This window comes from Oceanobacillus sp. FSL W8-0428 (assembly GCF_038004405.1).
In the GTDB taxonomy this organism is placed as follows: domain Bacteria; phylum Bacillota; class Bacilli; order Bacillales; family Amphibacillaceae; genus Oceanobacillus; species Oceanobacillus sojae.
The window spans coordinates 3,037,440-3,057,064 of record NZ_JBBORB010000001.1 but is presented as its reverse complement, the minus strand read 5'-3'; the positions used below and the strand labels follow the sequence as shown (position 1 = coordinate 3,057,064).

The following is a 19,625-nucleotide window of genomic DNA, read 5'->3' as shown; positions in this document are numbered from 1 at the left end:
ATATGCTTTTCCGTGGTTCCACCCAGCTTCCCATCAAATTAATTTGACGGCTTCATTTTTGCAGTAACGTTGCATGCTTACGGCGCCAGTTGTTACCCTGACGCAGCTCCTGAGGTGGTAAATTATCCTTCCGGTTAGAGAGCTTTCACCTGCTGCTCCCTTCTCTTTGAACCTTCCAAATAATTCATATCCTCTTCATCGCTTTTTCTATTTTAATAACTTTTATGATACTAAAAAAACACACCCTCCCCTTCCTAAGAAGGGGCGAATGTGTTATCTCCGCGGTTCCACCCAAATTTCCGTCAACATTATTAACGGCTTCATTTTGCAGTAACGTTGCATGCTTACGGCGTTAGTTGTTACTCCAACGCAGCTCTGAGGTGGTAAATTACATTTCCTGGTTAGAAAGCTCTCACCTTTTACTTTCCTCTCTTTAAACCTTCCAAGTAATTCATGTCCTCTTCATTGCTTCTCAAAAATAAATTATAAATTATCATACTAGAATTTTTACATTTATGCAACATTCTTTCTTATTTTTAGTAAAATAATCTGCTTCGTTAATTTATTTAAACATTTTGATAATTTAATTCAAATTACTCTACAAGCTCCCATACTCCAGCACTTCCTGGTGTTTCTCCAGTGGTCCACCATTTTGCCTGATATACTTTTCCATTATACGTAACCTTGTCTCCTCCAAGATAGACATTGTTAGCATCCCATGCTGGATAGCCAGGAACTTCTGGATCGGGTTCTCCCGGCCCTGGGTTTGTTCCTTCACCGCCAAAGTTAACATCAATTACATTGTAGAAAGCATTGGCTGTATCATACACATCCCATACTCCTAAAATCACATGATAGCCTGTCCGTTCCGGGATTGTCACTTGATGTGTCACCTTCTCACCTGGCCTTGCGCCTCCGTCATAAACTTCATAGAATGGAATGAGTTCAAATTGATCCCTTGTCAGCGGCTGATTCGGATTCCAATCCGGCTTGGTAATATAATAATGCCATTTTGTTGTTGCATGCTTCGCTGTTAAATGCCAAGTAAATGTGTTTACACCAGAATTCAAATTAACCTTTGCCCAGCGGTCAGCAGTTTGTGCATCCAATTCAGGAAATGTCCCTCCAGCAGAAGCGATTTCTCCATCCGGGATGCTTGCTCCAGGAAATCCTTTCGGTGCTTCCAGACTTTGAGGCTCCCATTGAACGCCTCCACAATTTGTGTTCACCTGTTCTTTACATAATAATCCTCTTGATTTCGGCTGCTCAATATATCCATGTGCAGCAGCAGCCCCCAGTCCAACAAACATGAAAAAGACGAGTGAAACAATTGATGTTCCGAGATACTTCAACGACTTGTCCTGAAATAACCTTTGCATAAATAAAACTCCTCCTTTATTTGTTTAGACGGTTATAGATCAAGAGCCAAAAATATCTAAGCTGCAAAGGTAAAATTGTCAATTTTGTATTTAATTTACAACCATCTTAACTTTATATTAGCACTAAAATTGAAAGCGTCAACAAAGATTATAATGTTTAACAATATTGTAATATTTTTAATATTTATGTAACATTTCCGTTTTTAATAGCGACTGCTCCTTCTCATAATCCACCGCATTCTCCCATACCTTATAAAAAGGAGGCTTGGTCCATGAGTGAAAACTTGGCAAGAATAAATAATAAGTGGGTACGGCTGACTGTTTTAGTTATTGTATTTATTAATACTGCTGCAATGCTATTAGGTTATCGAATCATTCCTCTTTCAAATGAAGATCTTGTTTCAGTGCTATCCCTTATCGCTTTATTCGTATCAGAAATCTGGAATCACTGGAAAAATAACAGCTATACTTCACAGGCAAAAGAAGGAGATAAACTGATGAAGAAGCTTAAACGCTAAAATAAAAAAGCTGACGGACAATTACTTGCTTCATCCTTTACCAAGATGAGCATGCTCTGTCCGTCAGCTTTTAAAACTTATTGTATCTCTCCATAAATCATTTTCAGATGTTTAGGAAGCACCTCTACTATAGCAGGTGTTTTATCTAAAAATTCTCCATCACAATCGATATTCTGTTCCGGAGAAGCAGAGACTTCTAATTTACTTGTCCGGAAATAAATAATGTCATCATCTTTTTCATTTTCCGGATAATCATCCTGAATTTTCGCCTCCAGCCATTTCTTCAGATACTTCAGCTTTGCTTCCTTGACAATTAATACATCGAATTTTCCATCCTGTACATCCGCGTGAGGAAAAAAGGATTGGATTCCGCCAAGATAGGAGCCATTTCCGACAACAAGCAGTTCTGCTTTCTCATCATAGTGAAGCTCCTCACTGCGTATTTTTAAAGAAAATGCTTTATCTTGAAAAACAAGCTTTGATGTATTCAGATAATAAGAAATTCGTCCGAGCAGCTGCTTATTGGCATCATCCATTTCCTCAGCAACCTTTGAAATAATACCAATTCCCCAGAAATTTAAAAAGTAATGCTTATGATAGCTGCCTATATCGACGTGCATACACTTCTGCATAATAATTTGCTCCAGTGCCTCCAGTGGTTTTTGGCTAATACCAAGCGTCCGTGAAAAATCGTTGCAGGTACCACCTGGTAAGATGGCAAACACGGGTCTATTTTCTAAAGGAACCAGGGCATTCATTATTTCAAAAACAGTGCCATCTCCACCTCCAGCTATCAATAAATCGATTTCTTCTGCATGCTGTTCTACAAATCGTTTTCCATCACCTTCCTGCCCAGTCTGATAAATAGTAACTTTCGCAAATGCTTTCGTCAGTCTGGATTCAATTTTATCTAGTTCCTTTTCTAATTTACACTTTCCCGCTTGAGAATTTATAATTAAAGCGACCTTTTTCACCTTTTCCGCTCCTTTAAAAATAACAATTTTTATTGCATCGAAATATTTCGGAACTTGAATTGCATTTACTCGACCTGCTGAAAAATATTGCATGAATTGTATTCCTAAAAAGAATCTTTCTTTTACATTATACAATAATCTTAAAACGAAAGACTGCAATGTAATAGGAATACTTAAATTTGCTTCCCAGCACGAAAATCATGTTTTTTACTGGATTTAAAAAAGCTGGCAGGATAATCTCTCTCATTAAGATTATCCTGCCAGCTTCTAACCTATTCACTATACTCTTTCGTTATTGCATCTGCTCCACTGCACCAGTTTCTTTATTCACGATAAACCAGCCGTAAGTAGAAGTGTGGGAAGAGTCTCCCTCTCCAACAACAGAGTATACCTGAACTACATAATTTCCATTTTCATCCTGATGATCGGTCACAACATTCAATTCATCATCGACAATGCTTAAATACTCTTTAACAATGCTTTCAGCCTCTGACTCACTAATTGACCCTGCTGTTTCTTCCGTATTTCCGCCGTCATCCTCTGCCAGGTCCGAATTCTGATCATCCTCTGAGGTATCGGTGTCGTTTGAGGTTCCGCTGCCATCAGAATCGCCCTGATTGGAATTGTTTTCCTCACTATCAGAACCAGCTTGATTTTCTTCCTCTTCCTCCATCGTGTTACCAGCACTATCATTAGATTCATTTTCTTCAGTAACGCCTGTTCCTTCGTTTGCTGCTTCATTGTCTTCTTGTTCAGATTGACTATCATCCATATCAGATTCCGAGCCATCATTTGAAATATCACTTTCCTCGGATGGAATTTCTTCTGTCTCTACATCTGAAACGATCCATTTCTCTTCATCCCAGGAGATAGAATAAGTAACAATCACTTGATTTTCTTCCTGTTCCTGCTCTATCTCATATAAATCATCTTCTACTTTTTCAAATTCATACGCTTCTTCTTCATCAAACCAGACAGGAGCTTCTGATGTATCTATGTAGATGAGACCTTCTTCATCTTCCTCAAAGTAAGTATCAATTAAGTCATCAGCCAGTTCTTCCGACATAGCGTTTAAGAATTTTTCATGAAGTTCATCTATAGAATCAAAATCAGCTAATTCTCCATCTTCTTCTGCATTTTCAACCACATTTTGATAGATCTCTTCATAAGTTTGTAATACTTCTTTCGCTTCTTCTTCCTCTAATTCAGGAATTTCTTCTGTCTGTTCCTCTGGTTCTAGAGCCGGTTCTTGCTCTTCTTCTTTGTCTTTACTGCAAGCTCCCAGCAACAATACCATAGCTATGGCAAGAACCATAAAAAGTCTGCTTTTCACCATATTTTCCCCCATTTCGAGTTTCTTCTTCTCTATCATACACTTTTTCCTGGAAATTAGAAATATCTTTCAAAGAGGGAAGCTTCATCCATGCAGCTATTTTCTTTTTTCAATCGTTAACCAGGGTCTACCGCCATCCCAATGCACTTGAACAGGGATTTTAAATGTTTCGCTTAATAAAGCATCCGTCAGGACATCGCGCTTTTCCCCCGTAGCAACCAATTCACCATCACGCACCAAGGCAACATGAGTAATTGCTTCTGTAATCTCTTCAATATGGTGTGTAACATAAAGCAAATGTGTATTCTCTTTTAAATCATCCATTAATTCCAGTACTTCTTCACGCGATAAAATATCCAATCCGGAGCATGGCTCATCCAAAATCAGAATCTCAGGTCTGCTCATTAGTGCACGGCCAATCAGAACCCGCCTTCTTTCTCCCTGGGAAAGCACACTGTATTTTTTTCCTTTTAAATACTCTAATCGAAGATCGAAAAGTATTCGATCAACCAGACGCCAATCTGCTTCTGATACTTCTTCATAAATACCAAAGGAAGCAAATTTCCCGCTGACAATCACATTTTCAACTGATTCAAGCTGGATTGTATCTTGAAAACGGTCCAGTGCACTGCTTACATAACCAATTGATTTCCGTAATTCAGATAAATCTGTTCTGCCGAAAAGTTGATCCAATACCGTCATCTTTCCGGATGTTGGATAGTTATAGCCAGTTATAATATTTAAAAGAGAAGTTTTTCCTGAACCATTTAAACCTAAAATAGCCCATTGCTCCCCTTCTTTAATTTGCCAATTAATATCCTTTAAAATTTCCTGATTATTTCTGCGCCATGTTATCTGATTAAAATAAACAATATTCTCCATTTTTTATCCCCTCTATCTGATTGAAAAGTCTGTTAATTATTACGCTAGAATACTATATTCCACTCTTCTTTTCTAGTAAAATGCACTTCTTAATGATTCCAGCGCCAGCCTCTTAAATAGCCCACTGTTAAAATAACAACTGGAATAATGCTTACGGCAAGCAATGCTCCGGATAAAGTTAATGTCATATAACTCGCCTGGGCAACAATCACTCCTGATAATCCTCCGCCAATTGCGCCGGCTAGAGATATCCAGACATCCACCGATCCTTGTGATTTCGCACGGGTATTTGCAGGAGTTGCATCTACCAGCATAGCGGTTCCGCTAATCAAACCAAAATTCCACCCAAGCCCCAGCAATACTAAAGCAGTTACATGAGCCATCGTGGATTCTGCCGGTCCAAAAGCTGCTGATATTCCCGCCAGCATGAGTGTAATACCAGATGCAAATGCCATATTTACCCTTCCAACCTTATCCACCAGATAACCAGTAATTAGAGAAGGAAGATACATTGCCCCGACATGGAGACCAATGACAAATCCAACATCACTTAGTCCGTGACCATGATGCCCCATATGTATAGGTGTCATCGTCATAATAGCGACCATCGTAAACTGACTGATAATCATAATAAAAGCACCGGCAAAAATTCCTCTTTTATCTTTTTCCAGAGTTTCTTCTTCAGCAGCTGCAGACTGCGTATTGGTTATGGCCTCTGCCAGCCTGATTTCTTTAGCTACAATAAATGGATCAGGTCTTAATAAAATAAAGAAGATAAGTCCGGCAAAAAAATATGCAGCTGCAGCTAATATAAAAGGTCCGGCAAGAGCTGGTATTCCAATGGATTCTGCAACATTCCCCATCACACTGACTAAATTAGGACCAGCTACAGCTCCCAAAGTACTCGATACCATGGCCATGCTTACCGCTTTTGCACGCTGGTTTGAATTCGCTAAATCCGTTCCTGCATATCGGGCCTGCAGATTAGTCGCTGAACCTGCTCCATAGACCAGTAAAGCAAAGAATAGCAAAATAATATTTTCTGAAACTGCCGCTATAATTATTCCAACAGCTCCAAGCGCTCCACCTAAGAATCCGGCAGTAAGTCCAAACCGCCTGCCATAACGTTGAGATGCCCGCCCGACAAATAAGGCGGCTCCTGCAGCCCCTAGTGTAAACAACATGGATGGTAAGCCTGTCACACTATCTGATCCTAATAAATCCTGTGCTAACAAAGCTCCAACTGTAACTCCAACAGCAAGGCCTGCTCCTCCGAAAATTTGTGCAAGAATAACAACCATCAAAGTTCTTTTATACAGCTGCTGCTGTTTTTCAGGTGATTCTATGTATTCGTTTATTTGTTCTTTCTTTTCTTTCAAGATCTAATCTTCCTTCCTCCATCAATTATCTGAATTTATTAGAATATGAAAATCATAGCACTAAGCATCTGCCAGTTCAATATAATTTGTTCATTCCAAAAATTTTAGTTAGTAATCAGATAGACGAGGCTCTCTCCGAAATAATGATAATCAGCTGATTAGAATACCGATGGCAGACTGAAAGATACTTCTAATTGGTATTTTCCTACTTAAAAGACCCCTGATCTTAAACGAACTTACTTCAGACAAGAGTCTTTTTAGTACCTCAAGTTTCCTTTCTACTTTGCCTCACGAATTCGCCTGCTCCAAAGGCCAATTGCAGTACCTGTCAGCCAAATATATACAGAAGCATAGAGTATACGCTGAAGTAAACCACCGGGAACCCCAGTAAATACTGGTTGTAAGAACAGACTTAAAAGAGCTGCTGTGGTAACTATTGTACAAATAATTGTCCACCAAAATATACGGGGCATTTTTTTATGAGTAGCAATACTGATTAAAATCATTGCAGGAATCTGTACAACCATACCCGGAAGTGCAGTTAACGTGTGCCAGTAAAAATCAATGTCAGCAGGGACAATTCCAGAGATTCCATAGCTTACTCCAAAAATACCAATGAAAATACTTGCTGTTTTTATAGAACGAACCTTCGGCCATAGTGGGTAAAGTAAAACTGCACCAATCAAAATAAACAAGCCTGTTAAGAAAAAAGTCCAGTTCATCAGCCAGTGATGAGGTGAACAAATCATATAGCTTGCGAGTACATAGGTATCTGTCCCACAAGCAGTTACACCTAAGTCACTCATTGGCTGATTCAAGAAACTGTAAGGTTCTGTAGTCGCACGAATAACAATCGCTTCTATCATAAAGTAGGCGCTTAATGCAACCCAGCTAATCAGACCAATTAGAATAGATAGCCTGCTGTTGGATTTACGGAATAATAATATTGCCAATACAACTGTGAGTGTAACAATTATCATCGCTGCAGCATGAAACCCATAGCTCACTTTATTACACCTCCTCTTTATTATCATCTATCTAATGTTCATACAATCCCCTGACAAATATACTAATAAATATCCTTCTCTTCTATTTACGTTACTTCACCCTGCAAAGATTCATTCTATTTTATTGGAAATGTTCTTTACTTTTTTATGCAAAGTCTTTACAAGCTAAAAAGCCATCCTTTTTATAAGAATGACCTTTGAGTTTAAAAGATATTAAATTCAATCTGACTTATAAATACTGCCCCGTAAATGAATCTTTATTTTTCCTAATCATTTCCGGCGTTCCTTCAGTTATCACCTGTCCTCCTTTTGCCCCGCCTTCAGGACCTAAATCAACAACCCAGTCCGCTGCTTCGATAACCTGGCTGTTATGCTCCACCATAATTACCGTATTCCCTGCATCTACTAACCTGTTTAACAGCTTGAAGAGTTGAATTGTATCATTCGGGTGTAATCCGGTGGTTGGTTCATCCAATAAATAAAGAGAAGTCTTTTTCCCCTGCTTCATTAACTCTTTCGCAAGCTTCAGCCTTTGCCCTTCTCCACCTGACAGAGTAGTTAAGGATTGTCCCATTTTTAGATAACCTAAACCTATTTCTGTTAAGAGCTTTAAAATGGCTTGTATCTTCTTTTCTCCTTCAAAAACAGAGAGGCACTCATGCACTGAACATTCCAAAATATCATTAATGGAATGACCTTGATATTTCACCGCTAACACCTCTTGCTTAAACCTTCTCCCCTGACATTCCGGACATACTACCTCTAAATCGGGAAAAAAGAGCATATTTGTGGTCACATAGCCAAGCCCCTGGCAGTTTTCACAGCGCCCCCCTGCTGTATTAAAAGAGAAATGCTTGGCAGTTAGCTTCTTTTCCTTTGCTTTAGGCAATTTAGCATACAGTGAACGAACTGGTGTAAATAAATCAATATAAGTCGCTGTATTTGATCGTTTCATTCTGCTGAGCGGTGATTGGCCGACAATAATCATCTGACCAAAGGTATCCATGCCTGTTACCTTTTCAAAGCCTTCAGGGATCGTATCATTTGCTTTTGCTAGTACTTCAAATAACAGTGATGACTTACCTGAGCCCGAAACACCTGTTACTGCTGTTAAACAGGCTTTTGGAAAGGTTACTGTCACATCCTGGAGATTATTTGCAGTAGCATGATATATCGTTATACCTTCCTTTTTCCCAGTTCGATAATTAGTCTTCATTGGCTTTTCTGTACGTAAATACTGTCCTGTAATTGATTTTTCTTCATCAATTAATTCTTTTAAGATTCCTTGCCCAACCACAGTTCCTCCAAGCTTTCCTGCTCCAGGGCCAATATCAATAATATAATCGGCTTCTTTCATCACATCCACATCATGCTCAATTAATAAAACCGTATTTCCTAAATCACGCAGATGCTTTAATACACTGATCAAACCTGCTGTATCCTTAGGGTGCAATCCTACTGTCGGCTCGTCCATAATATACAGCACGCCTGTAAGTGCAGAATCTAGAAGGGCTGACAGCCTTATTCGCTGTGCCTCTCCACCAGATAAAGTAATTACTTGCCTGTCCAGCGTCAGATACCCTAATCCTATTTTAATAATACGGGAGAGCTTTGTTTTTATATCTTGAATAAATGTTTCGACAAGCTGATAACTTGTTTGCTCCAATGACTCCTCCAGTTTAGCTGCCCAGGCAGACATTTCTTCTAAGGAATCCACAACTAATTGCGGTATCGTCCAGCCATCAACAGTAACCGCTCTGCTTACCGCATTTAAACGATCACCATGACAATCCGGGCAGGTTTGCGAATAAAAATAAGCTTCTGCTTCTGCCGAAGAACCGTCATGCTCTGAATAGCGGCGCCACATGGAGGTTAGTACACCAGGAAATTTTCCTTTCTCCACTGTTTTTGGAGGCTTCACATCTGGAAAAAGCTGCTTCACCTCAGCACTTTCTACACCATAGTAAAGGATTGCCTTTTGCCCCTCATTAAAATCCTTTATAGGTATGTTTTCTGCATCTGGCAGTTTGTAATAACGAAAAGCTGCTTTTAAAACAGCAATCTGGTATTCCCCGTAACGTCCTGCAAATATATCTACCGCACCATCCTCTAAGGAAATCTCTTCATGAAAAACAGACGGCAGATGAATATCCACTGTTTTCCCTAATCCTTTACAGGTTGGACAGGCACCTTCTGTTGTATTATAAGAAAAATGGGTACGAGTCAGCTTTTCCATTTTTTCTTTACAATTCGGGCAAAAGATATATTCTGTAAAGCTATCTTCTTCTTTTTCCACTGCTCCTTCATATGTCATTGGATTGATTCTTTGCTGACACTTTGGACAACTTCTTTCTCCAAGCTTTTCGAATACCATCCGTATGCTCGTGTACATATCCGTCATCGTTCCCACTGTCGAGCGTGGATTCCGATTAGTAATATGCTGATTGATACTGATTGCAGGCGACAGACCACTGATAGAATCAACTTTAGGCTTATTAATTCCCTGCATCCCCATTGATTCTAAATATTGGCGCTGACATTCATTGAATAAAGTATCCAATGCCAGTGTAGATTTACCGGAACCCGAAGGGCCAGTAACAACAATCAGTTTATTTTTAGGGATAGTCACAGAAAGATTCTTTAAATTATTTTCACGGGCTCCTTTTACTGTCATCATATTATGCATATCGTTTTTCCTCCTCCATAACTTCTGTTTCCTTCGTACTTCCTGCTTGCAAGTGCAATGTTCTTTTCATGGTGGCGTGATAAAATAGTGTTTTAATAACCAATTGCATCTTGATATCCCTCCTTTAAAGCATCTATTACAATCATATAACATTTGTGCAAGTGCAAAGTTTTGCATATAATAATAAGCTATAATAGCTTTCAAAAGAAAAAACCCGTCATGGAGCTATAAGGTTTTAATTGAATCTTCGGAGGTGAATATGGAACTGAGACCAATTGATATAGCAAAAAAACTGGATGTTGGGACGAGTGCATTAAGACATTATGAAGAATGGGGCATAGTACCAAAAGCTATCCGTAAAGCAAATGGTTATCGTGTATATACCGAGATCCATGAGGCTTATTTTCTGTGCATCCGGGCAATGTACCCGGGATTTGGTATGGGAACTGTACGCAAAGTCATGCCCTTGTTACAGGAAAATAAATTTATTGAAGCACTATGGACAGTGAACGAAGTGCAGGCTGAGTTATTTGAGAGAAAGCAGCAGGCACTGGACGCTGCCACCATCTTAAGCCCTGATAACATGCAGGATTTCATGACAAAACAGCAAAAGAAGTATTATACAATTGGAGAGGTAGAAGATGAATTGCATGTCGCTGCAACAACCCTCAGACATTGGGAAAAAGAAGGATTAATCACGCCTGAAAGAAACCCCGAAAATGGCTACCGGCTATATACAAGGGAAGACATGAGAAGAGTATTAATTATTAAAACCGTACAATCGTCAGTTTATTTATTGGCCACTGTACGCGATATACTGGATAAAATACAGCATCACAGTTTAACAGACGCCAGAAAGATTGTTATCGATGCGTTGGATTATATGGATTATCAAATTGAACAGCAATTAAGAGGGGCTTATTATCTTTATAAATTGATTGATTTGTTGAAGGAACAGGATAAATAATATAAAAAGTTACCTTATTTATATAACATAATTATTGAAGATAAGGTAACTTTTTCATTTTAATTTGATTAAGTGTTTATACGTTTATTTCATTATTGAAGAGGTTAATAGCGGGCGGATAACCGCATTCTCCAAAAAAATAAATAAAAACCACAAATAAAACAATCAATAACAGAATAAGTATATTGCTGACGATTATGAACGGATATTCTTTTCTAATTGCAAACCAGCCAAAAAGAAGGGTAAACAATAATCCCGATATAATAAAAACATAGATTGTATACTGGATCAGCAGAAATGGATAAACAAATAAGAAATTCAATAGCGCAGCAATCAATAATATACCGATGATAGTGACATAAATAATTGGCTTATTCATGTCGTTCCCCTTCTTCATCCGGAACATACTCTAAAATATCCCCGGGCTGACATTCCAAAGCTTCACAAATTCTTTCCAGTGTTGAAAAACGAATTGCCTTTGCCTTTCCATTTTTCAAGATAGAAAGGTTTGCCATCGTAATACCAACCTTCTCTGTTAATTCCGTCACGCTCATTTTTCGTTTTGCCAGCATCACATCAATATGAATCACTATAGCCATATCATCACCCCTCACACAGTCAAATCATTTTCTGTTTTAATTTCTAACGCATTTTTAAACAGCTTCTGTAAAAGGGAAGCAAATACAGCAACAACAAACGATACAAACAATGGTACCATTCCAATTATAATTGCACCTGGAGCATCATCCTTCTCTGCAAACAGATAAATAAACGGCATTGTCAAAATATAAATACCGGTAATGGTTAAAGCACATTGCTTGATTCTTTTTAGAGTAAAAACAGCTTCTTCTGAAAATGTCTGCTTCTGATCAATCAGTCTTAACAGCTTTAAGGCTTGATAAAGCGCCAGATAAAATGGAATGGTTGTTAAAAAAACTCCTATCACAATTGGATATACTATCCATTTAACCATGGAAGAGCTATCCGAAATATTGATGATAATTTGCGGAATTAAAATAACTGATAAAGCAATCATAATTAATCCCATTATATAAATTACTGTTTTCAAAAATGCTGTCGAGCTTTTTGGCATAAAAATCACCTCATTTATAAAATTCTTTTCTCTGATTAGCTTTTACTTTTGATAAACCCTTGATTATTCCCTTCCAGCAATCCTTCAATTTTTGCCTGTGATTGCTTTAGCATTGCTACAATTAAAAAGCTGACAATGACTAACAACAGCCAGGAGCTTACTTTCCCCAAGTGTACCATGCTCCATACCTCTGCCTGATTTGGATATTCCCACGCCTGGAAGAAGGTTGCTATATTCTCCGCAATCCAAATAAAGAAGCCTATCAGGAAAAAGGAAAGAACGATCGGCATACGATAACGTTTATTGCCTACCTTATAGTCCACCCATGCTCTTAAGAATACGATAAGCACTATTGCGGACAGCCACCATCTGATGTCCAGCCAATAGTGATGTGTAAAGAAATTCAAATAAATCGCAGCTGCCAGAGGACCCGCTAAAAAGATGGATGGCCATTTTACCAACCGAACATCTAATCTTCTCCAGGCCTGGCATAAATAGCTTGCTACACTTGCATACATAAATCCGCTATATAGCGGGACTCCAAAAAACTTCGTATACGCTTCTTCCGGATAGACCCATGATCCCATGTTCACCTTAAAAATTTCTAAAGTCAATCCAATTATATGAAATAATGTGATAACAACAAGTTCTTTTTTGGTCTCCAATCCGGAAGCTATCATAAAAGCCTGTGTCACCAGACAAATGATTAATAATAAATCATATCTCGACAGAAAAGGAATCTCAATAAATTTTGTAATTGCCAAGGATGCAAAAATAATGACTGGAAAGATACAGGATAATGCTTGTTCATAGCCGAATCGAATCAGCTGTTTCATTGCTCTCATTTTTTCAATCCCCATCTAATAGTTTTATTATTACCATTGATTATAGATAATTATTTATCGAAAATCAATAAAAAATACTAAAAAAGAATAAAAATAAATTTATCCTATTAAAAACTTCCCTTTTTTTTATATTTATCACAGGACAAAATAACCTGTTCTGAAAGACTTTTTCATCAAATCAGATAATCCGCTATATCTTAAAACTATATCCAACAATATGTTTTAGCTATTTTACAAACTTTTCGATTTCACCATATAATTAACACTATTACTGTGAGTAAATATGTACTGCGAGGAGATATAACAATGCTGGATATAAAATATGATATTGTAGGTTCTTTCTTAAGTCCTGAAGAAATCAAAAATGCCCGTGCAAAATATTTTAATGGAGAAATTGATTTAAAAGCACTGAGAGAGATTGAGAATCAGGCAATTTCAGATTTAGTGGAAAAAGAAGTGGTACACGGCCTCAAGTTTGTTACAGACGGTGAGTTCAGACGCAGATGGTGGCATCTCGACTGGCTGAAAGAATTTGATGGCTTTACTACAAAGCATTTTGATAAAGTAATCAACGGTGTAACTAATAAAATTGAATTAGGATATATTGAAGGAAAAATTTCTTATGATAAAAATAAGAGTCATCCGGAAATAGAGGCTTGGGATTATTTACATAGCCTTGCTAAAAAATACAATGGAGTAGAAGCAAAGAAATCTATCTCCGGACCAAATATGATTCTCGTTGATCATTTTCTTCAGCTGGGCATCAAGGATACACCCTATTACGGCAACGATATTGGTTTAGTTATTGAGGATATTGGAACAGCATATCAGAAAGCAATCCAGGATTTATATAATCATGGATGTCGATATTTACAAATTGATGATACCTCATGGACATATATGATTGATGATAAATTCAACGAAAAAGTTACTGCTCTCGGCTACACAAAAGAAGAGGTTCTGGAATGGTTTAGAAAAGCTTCTGCAAAAGCTCTAGAACAGAAACCGGAAGGAATGACGATAGCAACGCATTTCTGCAAAGGAAACTTTAAAGGGAATCCACTTTTTTCAGGTTTTTATGATTCTGTTGCAGAGGTTATCAGTACAATCCCTTATGACGGTTTCTTTGTTGAATATGATGATGCACGTTCTGGTTCCTTTGCGCCTTGGAAAGTGCTGAAAGATACAGGCGCTACATTTGTGGTTGGTCTTATTTCCACTAAAAATCCTGTACTGGAAGCACATGATGAACTTAAGAAAAGATACCTGGAAGCAAAATCCATAGTTGGGGACAATATTGCGCTATCTCCACAATGCGGTTTTGCTTCTGTGGAAGAAGGAAATTCTATTGATGAGGATATACAATGGAAAAAGATTGACCTGTTAGTTTCCTGTCAAGACTTTCTCTAAAATAGCGGTGAAATTGTTAAAGCATTAGAAAACTTGGCAGGCAGCTACGTTTTCTAATGCTTTTTTATCCTTAGCGGTTTCTAATATTATAAATGCATGTCCCAAGTACTTACCCTTGCTCCAGCGCTAATAAACGTTCCTTCATCGGAATACCTCCCCGAAATCCTGTCAGCTTGCCGTCCTTTGCAATCACACGATGACAGGGGACCAGAATCATTACCGGATTCGCACCAATAGCCGCACCAACAGCTCTTACTGCTTTCGGTTTCTCTATTTTCTCTGCTATATCCATATACGAAACGGTTTTTCCATAAGGAATATGCTGCAGCGCTTCCCAAACAGATTCCTGAAAAGCAGTCCCCTTTAAATCAACTGGCAAATCAAATTCTTTTCTTTCCCCATCTAAATAAGAAACCAGCTGTTTTTTGTAAATATTAATTTTCTCTTCATCGTGAACCAGCTTTGCATCTGCTCTTTTTTTAGCTGTCCTGGTTTCTATTTCATCTAAGCCTTTATCTTGTGACCCGACATAACATAATCCATTATCTGTTGCTGCAAGATACATAGACCAGTTATTATGCTCTATTTTGCCATAATAAATAATTTCCTTCTGATTATTTTTCATTGCATACGCCCCTTCCTGCATATTCCTTTCTATATTGACCCGGTGTTTGATTATTTTTCTCTTTAAATAATGTTATAAATCGAGCTGGGTTCGAAATTCCAACAAGCCCTGCTATCTCCTTTACAGATAAATCGGTTTCTATTAAACAGACTTTTGCTTTCTCCATACGAATTTTCTGCTGATAAACCAGAGGGCTTACTCCCTTTAATCTTTTAAACACGCGGTGCAGGTGATAAGGGCTGCCATGACAAGCTTCAGCAAGATCACTTAATGTGAAAGACATGGCATAATTTTCTTTAATATACGCTTCTGCCTGCATAACCCATTCTTCATCCGGCAAGCTGCTTCCTCCAGATTTACATCTCTTACATGGCCTGTAACCAGCTTGCAAGGCTTCCTCTGCCGTTCTAAAAATCGTTACATTATCGAAGTTGGGTACTCTTGATTTACAAGAAGGACGGCAAAAGATTTTAGTAGTTTTCACAGCATATAAGAACTGTCCGTCATATGTCTTATCATTTTCCATAATCGCCTTCCGCTGCTCTGCAGTTATTTTACTACTCATTGGCAATCACCTCTTCTATTATTGTACACCTGAAGAGTAAGAAATAAATATTTATCCAATTAAAAAGCAAGATATGAAAACTTCTATTTTCCTTTTACAGCTTGTTTTTGCCTGCTTCTCTGCTGAAAAAGAAATGGAATAACTAAATACAAGGCATAAGCAAAAGACATCCAGGACGAAAAAGCAATAATCTGTGTCTCATCTAAATTTGGAAATATCATTTGATAGTTTGAAAAAACAAAGCTATCCAGCACCAATCCAGTCATCGTTCCTACAATTCCAAATCTTATCGCTGCATAATCCTTTTTATCAAATAATGTATAGAGATAAATAACCAGCGTTAATAAAATAGCTGTTCCAACTAAAAGTATGGCGGTACTATACATAAATGCATCTGTACCAGGAGTAAAAAGAACATCCTCTCCAAAAATCCGAAAAAATAACGTGGCAATTATCCAGACTATGACGCCCCATGCAGCTGTGAACAAATAGGTTTTCATTCTATTGCCTCCTTCTTGCCAAAATTAGTGAGCGCTCCTACAAGATACTCCAATTCCTGATATACTTTTTCAACCGGAAAATCTTTTTGCAATAATGCCTGCATCGCTAATCCATCAACCATTGCGTTAAACATAATCCCCCACGTATCTATGGACACACCTTTGACAGGGGATTCAGGCCATATTTTTAATAAATTCTCTGATAAGGCCTGATTCTCTGCCTTTATTATTTCTGATAACTGATATCTTATTTTGTCATTCTTAAAGCTTGCTGCTGTGATTAAAAGAGACAATTGATGAAAAAAGGAATCATAGGAACAACGGCTTTTAGCTGAAGCGATTGCCTGTTCAAGTACATAGGTATTGCTTTTCGAGATTTCTTCCCAGCTTGTTTCACAAATATCCTCTACAATACCTAACAATAATTGCTCCTTTGTACGGAAATGATAATAAATCGTCCCCTGGGTTACTCCCGCAGTGTCCGCTACCGCTCTTAAAGTGAATTTCTCCATCCCCTTCTCGACCAGACATTGCTTTGCATATTGAATTAACTCCTGCTTACTGACTCCATTTGGCTTAGCCATTTTTACACCGCCCTTTTAGTTATTCAATTGAATAACTCTAAAATATCATAGCTATAAAATAGTTACAAGGAAAGCACTCACTTCAGAAATTCATTTTCAGCTATTAAAAAATGAAGCTTTTTTACAGACAGCAATAACAAAATATACCTACTAAAGAAAGATTTTGATTGCATATTTATACATTCATTGTATTATAATTCAAAAAAACCAATTGGGAGAAATAAAATGAATTATAAAATGATTGAGGAATTGTCTTTAAACAATTGGCCGTCGCTGTCTACCTTGCTTTATGATGGCTGGATACTGAGATTTTCAAATGGCTATACCAAAAGAAGCAATTCGATTCAGCCGATTCTCTATTCAACCTGCGAATTAATTCAAAAAATAGAAGCATGTGAAAAAATCTATTCAGCAAATAATTTACGAACCATATTTAAAATAACTCCTTTTGTTAAACCGGATAATTTAGATGATATTCTAAAAGGAATGGCTTATTCATTAATTGACAGTACCAGCGTGCAAATCATGAATTTAAAAGATATGAAGGAGCCGACAGTTCATTCTGTGAATTTAGATGAGGATATAACAATTGAGTGGCTGGACCATTTTTGCAGATTGAATCATGTGGAGGAACAAAACAAACATACCATGAAGCAAATGCTATCAAATATCGTAACTCAAAAATGTTTTATATCACTCTACCATGAGGAAAATGTAATTGCCTGCGGGCTGGGCGTTGTCGAAAGAGAATACATAGGGATTTATGATATTGTTACTGATATTAATTTCAGGAACCAGGGAATTGCTGAACAGCTGCTATTGAATTTATTAAAATGGGGAAAAGAAATAGGAGCTAAATACAGTTACTTAGCTGTTCTTTTAAATAACAAACCTGCGTTGAAGCTTTATTCCAAAATTGGCTATTCAGAGATTTATAAGTATTGGTACAGGGTAAAAGAATAAATAAGCTTTAAAAGGGATGACTATGCCTGCAATATGGCACAATCATCCCTTTTTAGAGTAAAGCATATCATTTATTTTTTATATGCAGCTTTATTTTCGCTTCATCACATTCTGAGGGTTACCTTCTAAAAATGCTATCGTATTATCAAATGCAACTTGGGCGCGAAGCTCCATTGCCTCATCTGTCAAAAATCCTACATGAGGTGTTAAAATTGCATTTTTTGCATGTAATAGTCTGTAATCATCCGGAATTGGCGGTTCCATATCGAATACATCGATACCCGCTCCAGCTATCTCTCCATTGTTCAGGGCATCCGCCAGTGCATCATTATCAACAATCGGCCCCCTTGCACAGTTAATCAAAACAGCCGATTCTTTCATCAATTTTATTTTCTCTTTAGAGAGCAGACCTTTTGTACTTGGAAGTAATGGTACATGTAATGTTACAATATCTGATTGAGATAAGACATCATCTAAATTCATATACTCTACGCCCAGCTCCACTGCTTCCGGATTAATGCTGGCCTGATTAGAAGCAACTAATTTTGTACCGAATGCTTTAAATAAACGGGCAACCTCGATCCCTATTTTCCCTGTACCGATGATACCGACAGTTTTTCCTTTAATTTCATTTCCCTGGTAAGCTCCCGGATAATCAGCGGCACGGACATCACTATTTCCCTGTGTAATGCCGCGATATAAATCCATTACCAGACCGATGGTTAATTCTGTTACTGCCTGGTTTGCATATCCGGCTGCATTACATACCAGAATATCCTGTTTTTTTGCATCTGCTATTCCTACGTGATCAACACCTGTAAAGGCAACATTAATTAATTTTAAATTATCATTTTGATCAATTACTTCCGTCGGATACGGATTATTGGCAATCATCACAACATCTGCACCTTCACTGCGTTTTGCCAACTCCGTGCTGTCTGTTGTTTTATTGTTGTAATAAACAAATTCATGGCCTTTCTGTTTAATTGGCTCTGCCAATTTCTCAATGAGTGAATCCGGAACATTTAATGGTTCTAATAATTTAACTAACATATTATCTATCCCTTTCCGCGATGCGTCTTACTACTTTTCTGTTTTAATCCAAATGGATTCCTTTCTTATCATAGCTTTTCTACAGTACTTTATTCTGAATTATCATCTCACAGTATAAATCTTTCAAAAACATTTGTAAAAGAATCGAACACCTTCTTAAAATATGAATGTTCTTATTATAATAGGAAACATTACTTTATCTCAAGAAATGTTCACTCCTTGATTTTATCTCATAAGTACATTCCTTTTTTTACATTTATCAACCTGTATAACCGGAAAGCAGTATCCACATATATTTGTTGTATGATACACTCATTATACTAAAACGTTGAAAATTGAATAAAGGTGAAAAGACCATGTATATTGACAGAATTGATTATCACCATGAACCTGCTTACGAACAGTATATGCACAAATTTCAAAAGGACGAGGAAGAACTGACAGAAGAAGATACAGATGCGATTGAGTATTATGCCGGAAATCATATCGGCTTCTTTCTGACCTGGATTATTCAAAATCATTTTGAAGGTGAATTGTTGAAAGAGATAGCAAATGATGATCTAAAAGCTGTAAGAGATGAAACTATGTCAGGGATAGAATTTTCTATTAAAAATTGTGACGGAAAATTTACAGATGAAGACATCTCTGAAGAAATTTTTCCATTTGTAGATGCTTACTATGAAAGCTATTATCTGGTCACTTATGGATTTTGGGTAGAAGATGATTTAAAAGAATCACTATTTGGATTTATTAGCACATGGGAAATTTATCATGATTATAAGCACTATTTAGATGACGCCTATCAGGACTACAAAGACTAAAAATTGAATCTTGATTGAAGAAGAGCTATTTTTAAGCATAT

Annotated in this window: 21 protein-coding genes and 1 other annotated feature; of the genes, 5 read left to right on the top strand and 16 right to left on the bottom strand. The window is 37.4% G+C overall.

Features of this window, described 5'->3' with window-relative positions; all coding sequences use genetic code 11:
• Nucleotides 1–257: 257 nt before the first annotated feature.
• Nucleotides 258–475: a binding site (T-box leader), on the bottom strand.
• 118 nt (nucleotides 476–593) lie between these two features.
• Nucleotides 594–1,379 (bottom strand): lytic polysaccharide monooxygenase, encoded by a 786-nt coding sequence (locus tag MKY30_RS14535; protein ID WP_147209710.1) that lies wholly within the window; start codon nucleotides 1,377–1,379, stop codon nucleotides 594–596.
• A 272-nt stretch (nucleotides 1,380–1,651) separates the two neighbouring features.
• Between MKY30_RS14535 and MKY30_RS14530 the strand changes: the two genes are divergently transcribed.
• Nucleotides 1,652–1,897 carry a phage holin gene (locus MKY30_RS14530; RefSeq protein WP_147209711.1) on the top strand — a complete coding sequence of 82 codons (246 nt, stop codon included), beginning with the start codon at nucleotides 1,652–1,654 and terminating at the stop codon, nucleotides 1,895–1,897.
• Between the two features lie 77 nt (nucleotides 1,898–1,974).
• Here the strand turns inward: MKY30_RS14530 and MKY30_RS14525 are convergent, their stop codons facing one another.
• From MKY30_RS14525 to MKY30_RS14500, 6 genes are all read right to left on the bottom strand, one after another.
• Nucleotides 1,975–2,964: a diacylglycerol/lipid kinase family protein gene (locus tag MKY30_RS14525; RefSeq protein ID WP_341084443.1), complete on the bottom strand. Its 990-nt coding sequence runs from the start codon at nucleotides 2,962–2,964 to the stop codon at nucleotides 1,975–1,977.
• A gap of 199 nt (nucleotides 2,965–3,163) precedes the next feature.
• Entirely contained in the window at nucleotides 3,164–4,243 is a 1,080-nt protein-coding gene (locus MKY30_RS14520; RefSeq protein WP_156987207.1) for a hypothetical protein, read from the bottom strand.
• Nucleotides 4,244–4,300: 57 nt separating this feature from the next.
• Nucleotides 4,301–5,086, bottom strand: coding sequence for an ABC transporter ATP-binding protein (locus MKY30_RS14515; RefSeq protein WP_147209713.1), 786 nt, complete (start codon nucleotides 5,084–5,086; stop codon nucleotides 4,301–4,303).
• 89 nt (nucleotides 5,087–5,175) lie between these two features.
• On the bottom strand, nucleotides 5,176–6,465 hold the full coding sequence (locus MKY30_RS14510; protein ID WP_339285485.1) for an MFS transporter: 1,290 nt from the start codon (nucleotides 6,463–6,465) through the stop codon (nucleotides 5,176–5,178).
• Between the two features lie 278 nt (nucleotides 6,466–6,743).
• Nucleotides 6,744–7,472, bottom strand: a complete 729-nt coding sequence (locus tag MKY30_RS14505) for a DUF998 domain-containing protein (protein ID WP_246145079.1) — start codon at nucleotides 7,470–7,472, stop codon at nucleotides 6,744–6,746.
• Between the two features lie 229 nt (nucleotides 7,473–7,701).
• Nucleotides 7,702–10,158, bottom strand: coding sequence for an excinuclease ABC subunit UvrA (locus tag MKY30_RS14500; protein WP_341084439.1), 2,457 nt, complete (start codon nucleotides 10,156–10,158; stop codon nucleotides 7,702–7,704).
• A gap of 259 nt (nucleotides 10,159–10,417) precedes the next feature.
• Here MKY30_RS14500 and MKY30_RS14495 point away from each other — a divergent pair, with 259 nt between their 5' ends.
• A complete protein-coding gene (locus MKY30_RS14495) occupies nucleotides 10,418–11,125 on the top strand; it encodes a MerR family transcriptional regulator (protein WP_147209715.1) in 708 nt (235 codons plus the stop codon).
• A 76-nt stretch (nucleotides 11,126–11,201) separates the two neighbouring features.
• Here the strand turns inward: MKY30_RS14495 and MKY30_RS14490 are convergent, their stop codons facing one another.
• Genes MKY30_RS14490 through MKY30_RS14475 form a run of 4 tightly spaced genes read right to left on the bottom strand, consistent with a single transcriptional unit; the run spans nucleotide 11,202 to nucleotide 13,063 of the window.
• Nucleotides 11,202–11,504 (bottom strand): hypothetical protein, encoded by a 303-nt coding sequence (locus tag MKY30_RS14490; protein WP_341084437.1) that lies wholly within the window; start codon nucleotides 11,502–11,504, stop codon nucleotides 11,202–11,204.
• The gene (locus tag MKY30_RS14485; RefSeq protein WP_147209717.1) at nucleotides 11,497–11,724 is read right to left on the bottom strand and encodes a helix-turn-helix domain-containing protein; all 228 of its coding nucleotides are present in this window, start codon (nucleotides 11,722–11,724) and stop codon (nucleotides 11,497–11,499) included. The genes MKY30_RS14490 and MKY30_RS14485 overlap by 8 nt, the downstream gene beginning before the upstream one ends.
• Nucleotides 11,725–11,735: 11 nt before the next feature.
• Nucleotides 11,736–12,218: a DUF2975 domain-containing protein gene (locus MKY30_RS14480; protein ID WP_147209718.1), complete on the bottom strand. Its 483-nt coding sequence runs from the start codon at nucleotides 12,216–12,218 to the stop codon at nucleotides 11,736–11,738.
• A 35-nt stretch (nucleotides 12,219–12,253) separates the two neighbouring features.
• Nucleotides 12,254–13,063, bottom strand: a complete 810-nt coding sequence (locus tag MKY30_RS14475) for a DUF817 family protein (RefSeq protein WP_156987214.1) — start codon at nucleotides 13,061–13,063, stop codon at nucleotides 12,254–12,256.
• Nucleotides 13,064–13,369: 306 nt separating this feature from the next.
• Between MKY30_RS14475 and MKY30_RS14470 the strand changes: the two genes are divergently transcribed.
• Entirely contained in the window at nucleotides 13,370–14,473 is a 1,104-nt protein-coding gene (locus MKY30_RS14470) for a 5-methyltetrahydropteroyltriglutamate--homocysteine methyltransferase (protein WP_341084435.1), read from the top strand.
• A gap of 109 nt (nucleotides 14,474–14,582) precedes the next feature.
• Here MKY30_RS14470 and MKY30_RS14465 read toward each other — a convergent pair whose 3' ends face one another.
• The 4 genes from MKY30_RS14465 to MKY30_RS14450 all read right to left on the bottom strand — a co-directional run bounded on the left by MKY30_RS14465 (nucleotide 14,583) and on the right by MKY30_RS14450 (nucleotide 16,747).
• Nucleotides 14,583–15,098, bottom strand: coding sequence for a methylated-DNA--[protein]-cysteine S-methyltransferase (locus MKY30_RS14465; protein WP_341084434.1), 516 nt, complete (start codon nucleotides 15,096–15,098; stop codon nucleotides 14,583–14,585).
• On the bottom strand, nucleotides 15,088–15,663 hold the full coding sequence (locus tag MKY30_RS14460; protein ID WP_147209722.1) for a bifunctional transcriptional activator/DNA repair enzyme AdaA: 576 nt from the start codon (nucleotides 15,661–15,663) through the stop codon (nucleotides 15,088–15,090). The genes MKY30_RS14465 and MKY30_RS14460 overlap by 11 nt, the downstream gene beginning before the upstream one ends.
• Before the next feature lie 83 nt (nucleotides 15,664–15,746).
• Nucleotides 15,747–16,163 (bottom strand): DUF5367 family protein, encoded by a 417-nt coding sequence (locus MKY30_RS14455; protein WP_147209723.1) that lies wholly within the window; start codon nucleotides 16,161–16,163, stop codon nucleotides 15,747–15,749.
• Nucleotides 16,160–16,747, bottom strand: a complete 588-nt coding sequence (locus tag MKY30_RS14450; RefSeq protein ID WP_341084432.1) for a TetR/AcrR family transcriptional regulator — start codon at nucleotides 16,745–16,747, stop codon at nucleotides 16,160–16,162. The genes MKY30_RS14455 and MKY30_RS14450 overlap by 4 nt, the downstream gene beginning before the upstream one ends.
• Before the next feature lie 225 nt (nucleotides 16,748–16,972).
• On the opposite strand from MKY30_RS14450, the gene MKY30_RS14445 reads away from it, so the two are divergent.
• Entirely contained in the window at nucleotides 16,973–17,710 is a 738-nt protein-coding gene (locus tag MKY30_RS14445) for a GNAT family N-acetyltransferase (RefSeq protein ID WP_341084431.1), read from the top strand.
• Nucleotides 17,711–17,800: 90 nt separating this feature from the next.
• On the opposite strand, the gene MKY30_RS14440 is transcribed toward MKY30_RS14445, so the two are convergent.
• Nucleotides 17,801–18,763 carry an NAD(P)-dependent oxidoreductase gene (locus MKY30_RS14440; RefSeq protein ID WP_341084430.1) on the bottom strand — a complete coding sequence of 321 codons (963 nt, stop codon included), beginning with the start codon at nucleotides 18,761–18,763 and terminating at the stop codon, nucleotides 17,801–17,803.
• Nucleotides 18,764–19,119: 356 nt separating this feature from the next.
• Between MKY30_RS14440 and MKY30_RS14435 the strand changes: the two genes are divergently transcribed.
• Nucleotides 19,120–19,584, top strand: coding sequence for a DUF7832 domain-containing protein (locus tag MKY30_RS14435; RefSeq protein ID WP_341084428.1), 465 nt, complete (start codon nucleotides 19,120–19,122; stop codon nucleotides 19,582–19,584).
• The last annotated feature ends 41 nt before the right edge of the window (nucleotides 19,585–19,625 follow it).

Coding starts and splice junctions, on each gene's coding strand:
- MKY30_RS14480 (WP_147209718.1), bottom strand. CDS start 12,218: ATGCCAAAAAGCTCGACAGCATTTTTGAAAACAGTAATTTATATAATG.
- MKY30_RS14535 (WP_147209710.1), bottom strand. CDS start 1,379: ATGCAAAGGTTATTTCAGGACAAGTCGTTGAAGTATCTCGGAACATCA.
- MKY30_RS14520 (WP_156987207.1), bottom strand. CDS start 4,243: ATGATAGAGAAGAAGAAACTCGAAATGGGGGAAAATATGGTGAAAAGC.
- MKY30_RS14525 (WP_341084443.1), bottom strand. CDS start 2,964: ATGCAATATTTTTCAGCAGGTCGAGTAAATGCAATTCAAGTTCCGAAA.
- MKY30_RS14450 (WP_341084432.1), bottom strand. CDS start 16,747: ATGGCTAAGCCAAATGGAGTCAGTAAGCAGGAGTTAATTCAATATGCA.
- MKY30_RS14485 (WP_147209717.1), bottom strand. CDS start 11,724: ATGGCTATAGTGATTCATATTGATGTGATGCTGGCAAAACGAAAAATG.
- MKY30_RS14465 (WP_341084434.1), bottom strand. CDS start 15,098: ATGAAAAATAATCAGAAGGAAATTATTTATTATGGCAAAATAGAGCAT.
- MKY30_RS14475 (WP_156987214.1), bottom strand. CDS start 13,063: ATGAGAGCAATGAAACAGCTGATTCGATTCGGCTATGAACAAGCATTA.
- MKY30_RS14460 (WP_147209722.1), bottom strand. CDS start 15,663: ATGAGTAGTAAAATAACTGCAGAGCAGCGGAAGGCGATTATGGAAAAT.
- MKY30_RS14515 (WP_147209713.1), bottom strand. CDS start 5,086: ATGGAGAATATTGTTTATTTTAATCAGATAACATGGCGCAGAAATAAT.
- MKY30_RS14500 (WP_341084439.1), bottom strand. CDS start 10,158: ATGCATAATATGATGACAGTAAAAGGAGCCCGTGAAAATAATTTAAAG.
- MKY30_RS14470 (WP_341084435.1), top strand. CDS start 13,370: ATGCTGGATATAAAATATGATATTGTAGGTTCTTTCTTAAGTCCTGAA.
- MKY30_RS14435 (WP_341084428.1), top strand. CDS start 19,120: ATGTATATTGACAGAATTGATTATCACCATGAACCTGCTTACGAACAG.
- MKY30_RS14495 (WP_147209715.1), top strand. CDS start 10,418: ATGGAACTGAGACCAATTGATATAGCAAAAAAACTGGATGTTGGGACG.
- MKY30_RS14490 (WP_341084437.1), bottom strand. CDS start 11,504: ATGAATAAGCCAATTATTTATGTCACTATCATCGGTATATTATTGATT.
- MKY30_RS14445 (WP_341084431.1), top strand. CDS start 16,973: ATGAATTATAAAATGATTGAGGAATTGTCTTTAAACAATTGGCCGTCG.
- MKY30_RS14455 (WP_147209723.1), bottom strand. CDS start 16,163: ATGAAAACCTATTTGTTCACAGCTGCATGGGGCGTCATAGTCTGGATA.
- MKY30_RS14530 (WP_147209711.1), top strand. CDS start 1,652: ATGAGTGAAAACTTGGCAAGAATAAATAATAAGTGGGTACGGCTGACT.
- MKY30_RS14440 (WP_341084430.1), bottom strand. CDS start 18,763: ATGTTAGTTAAATTATTAGAACCATTAAATGTTCCGGATTCACTCATT.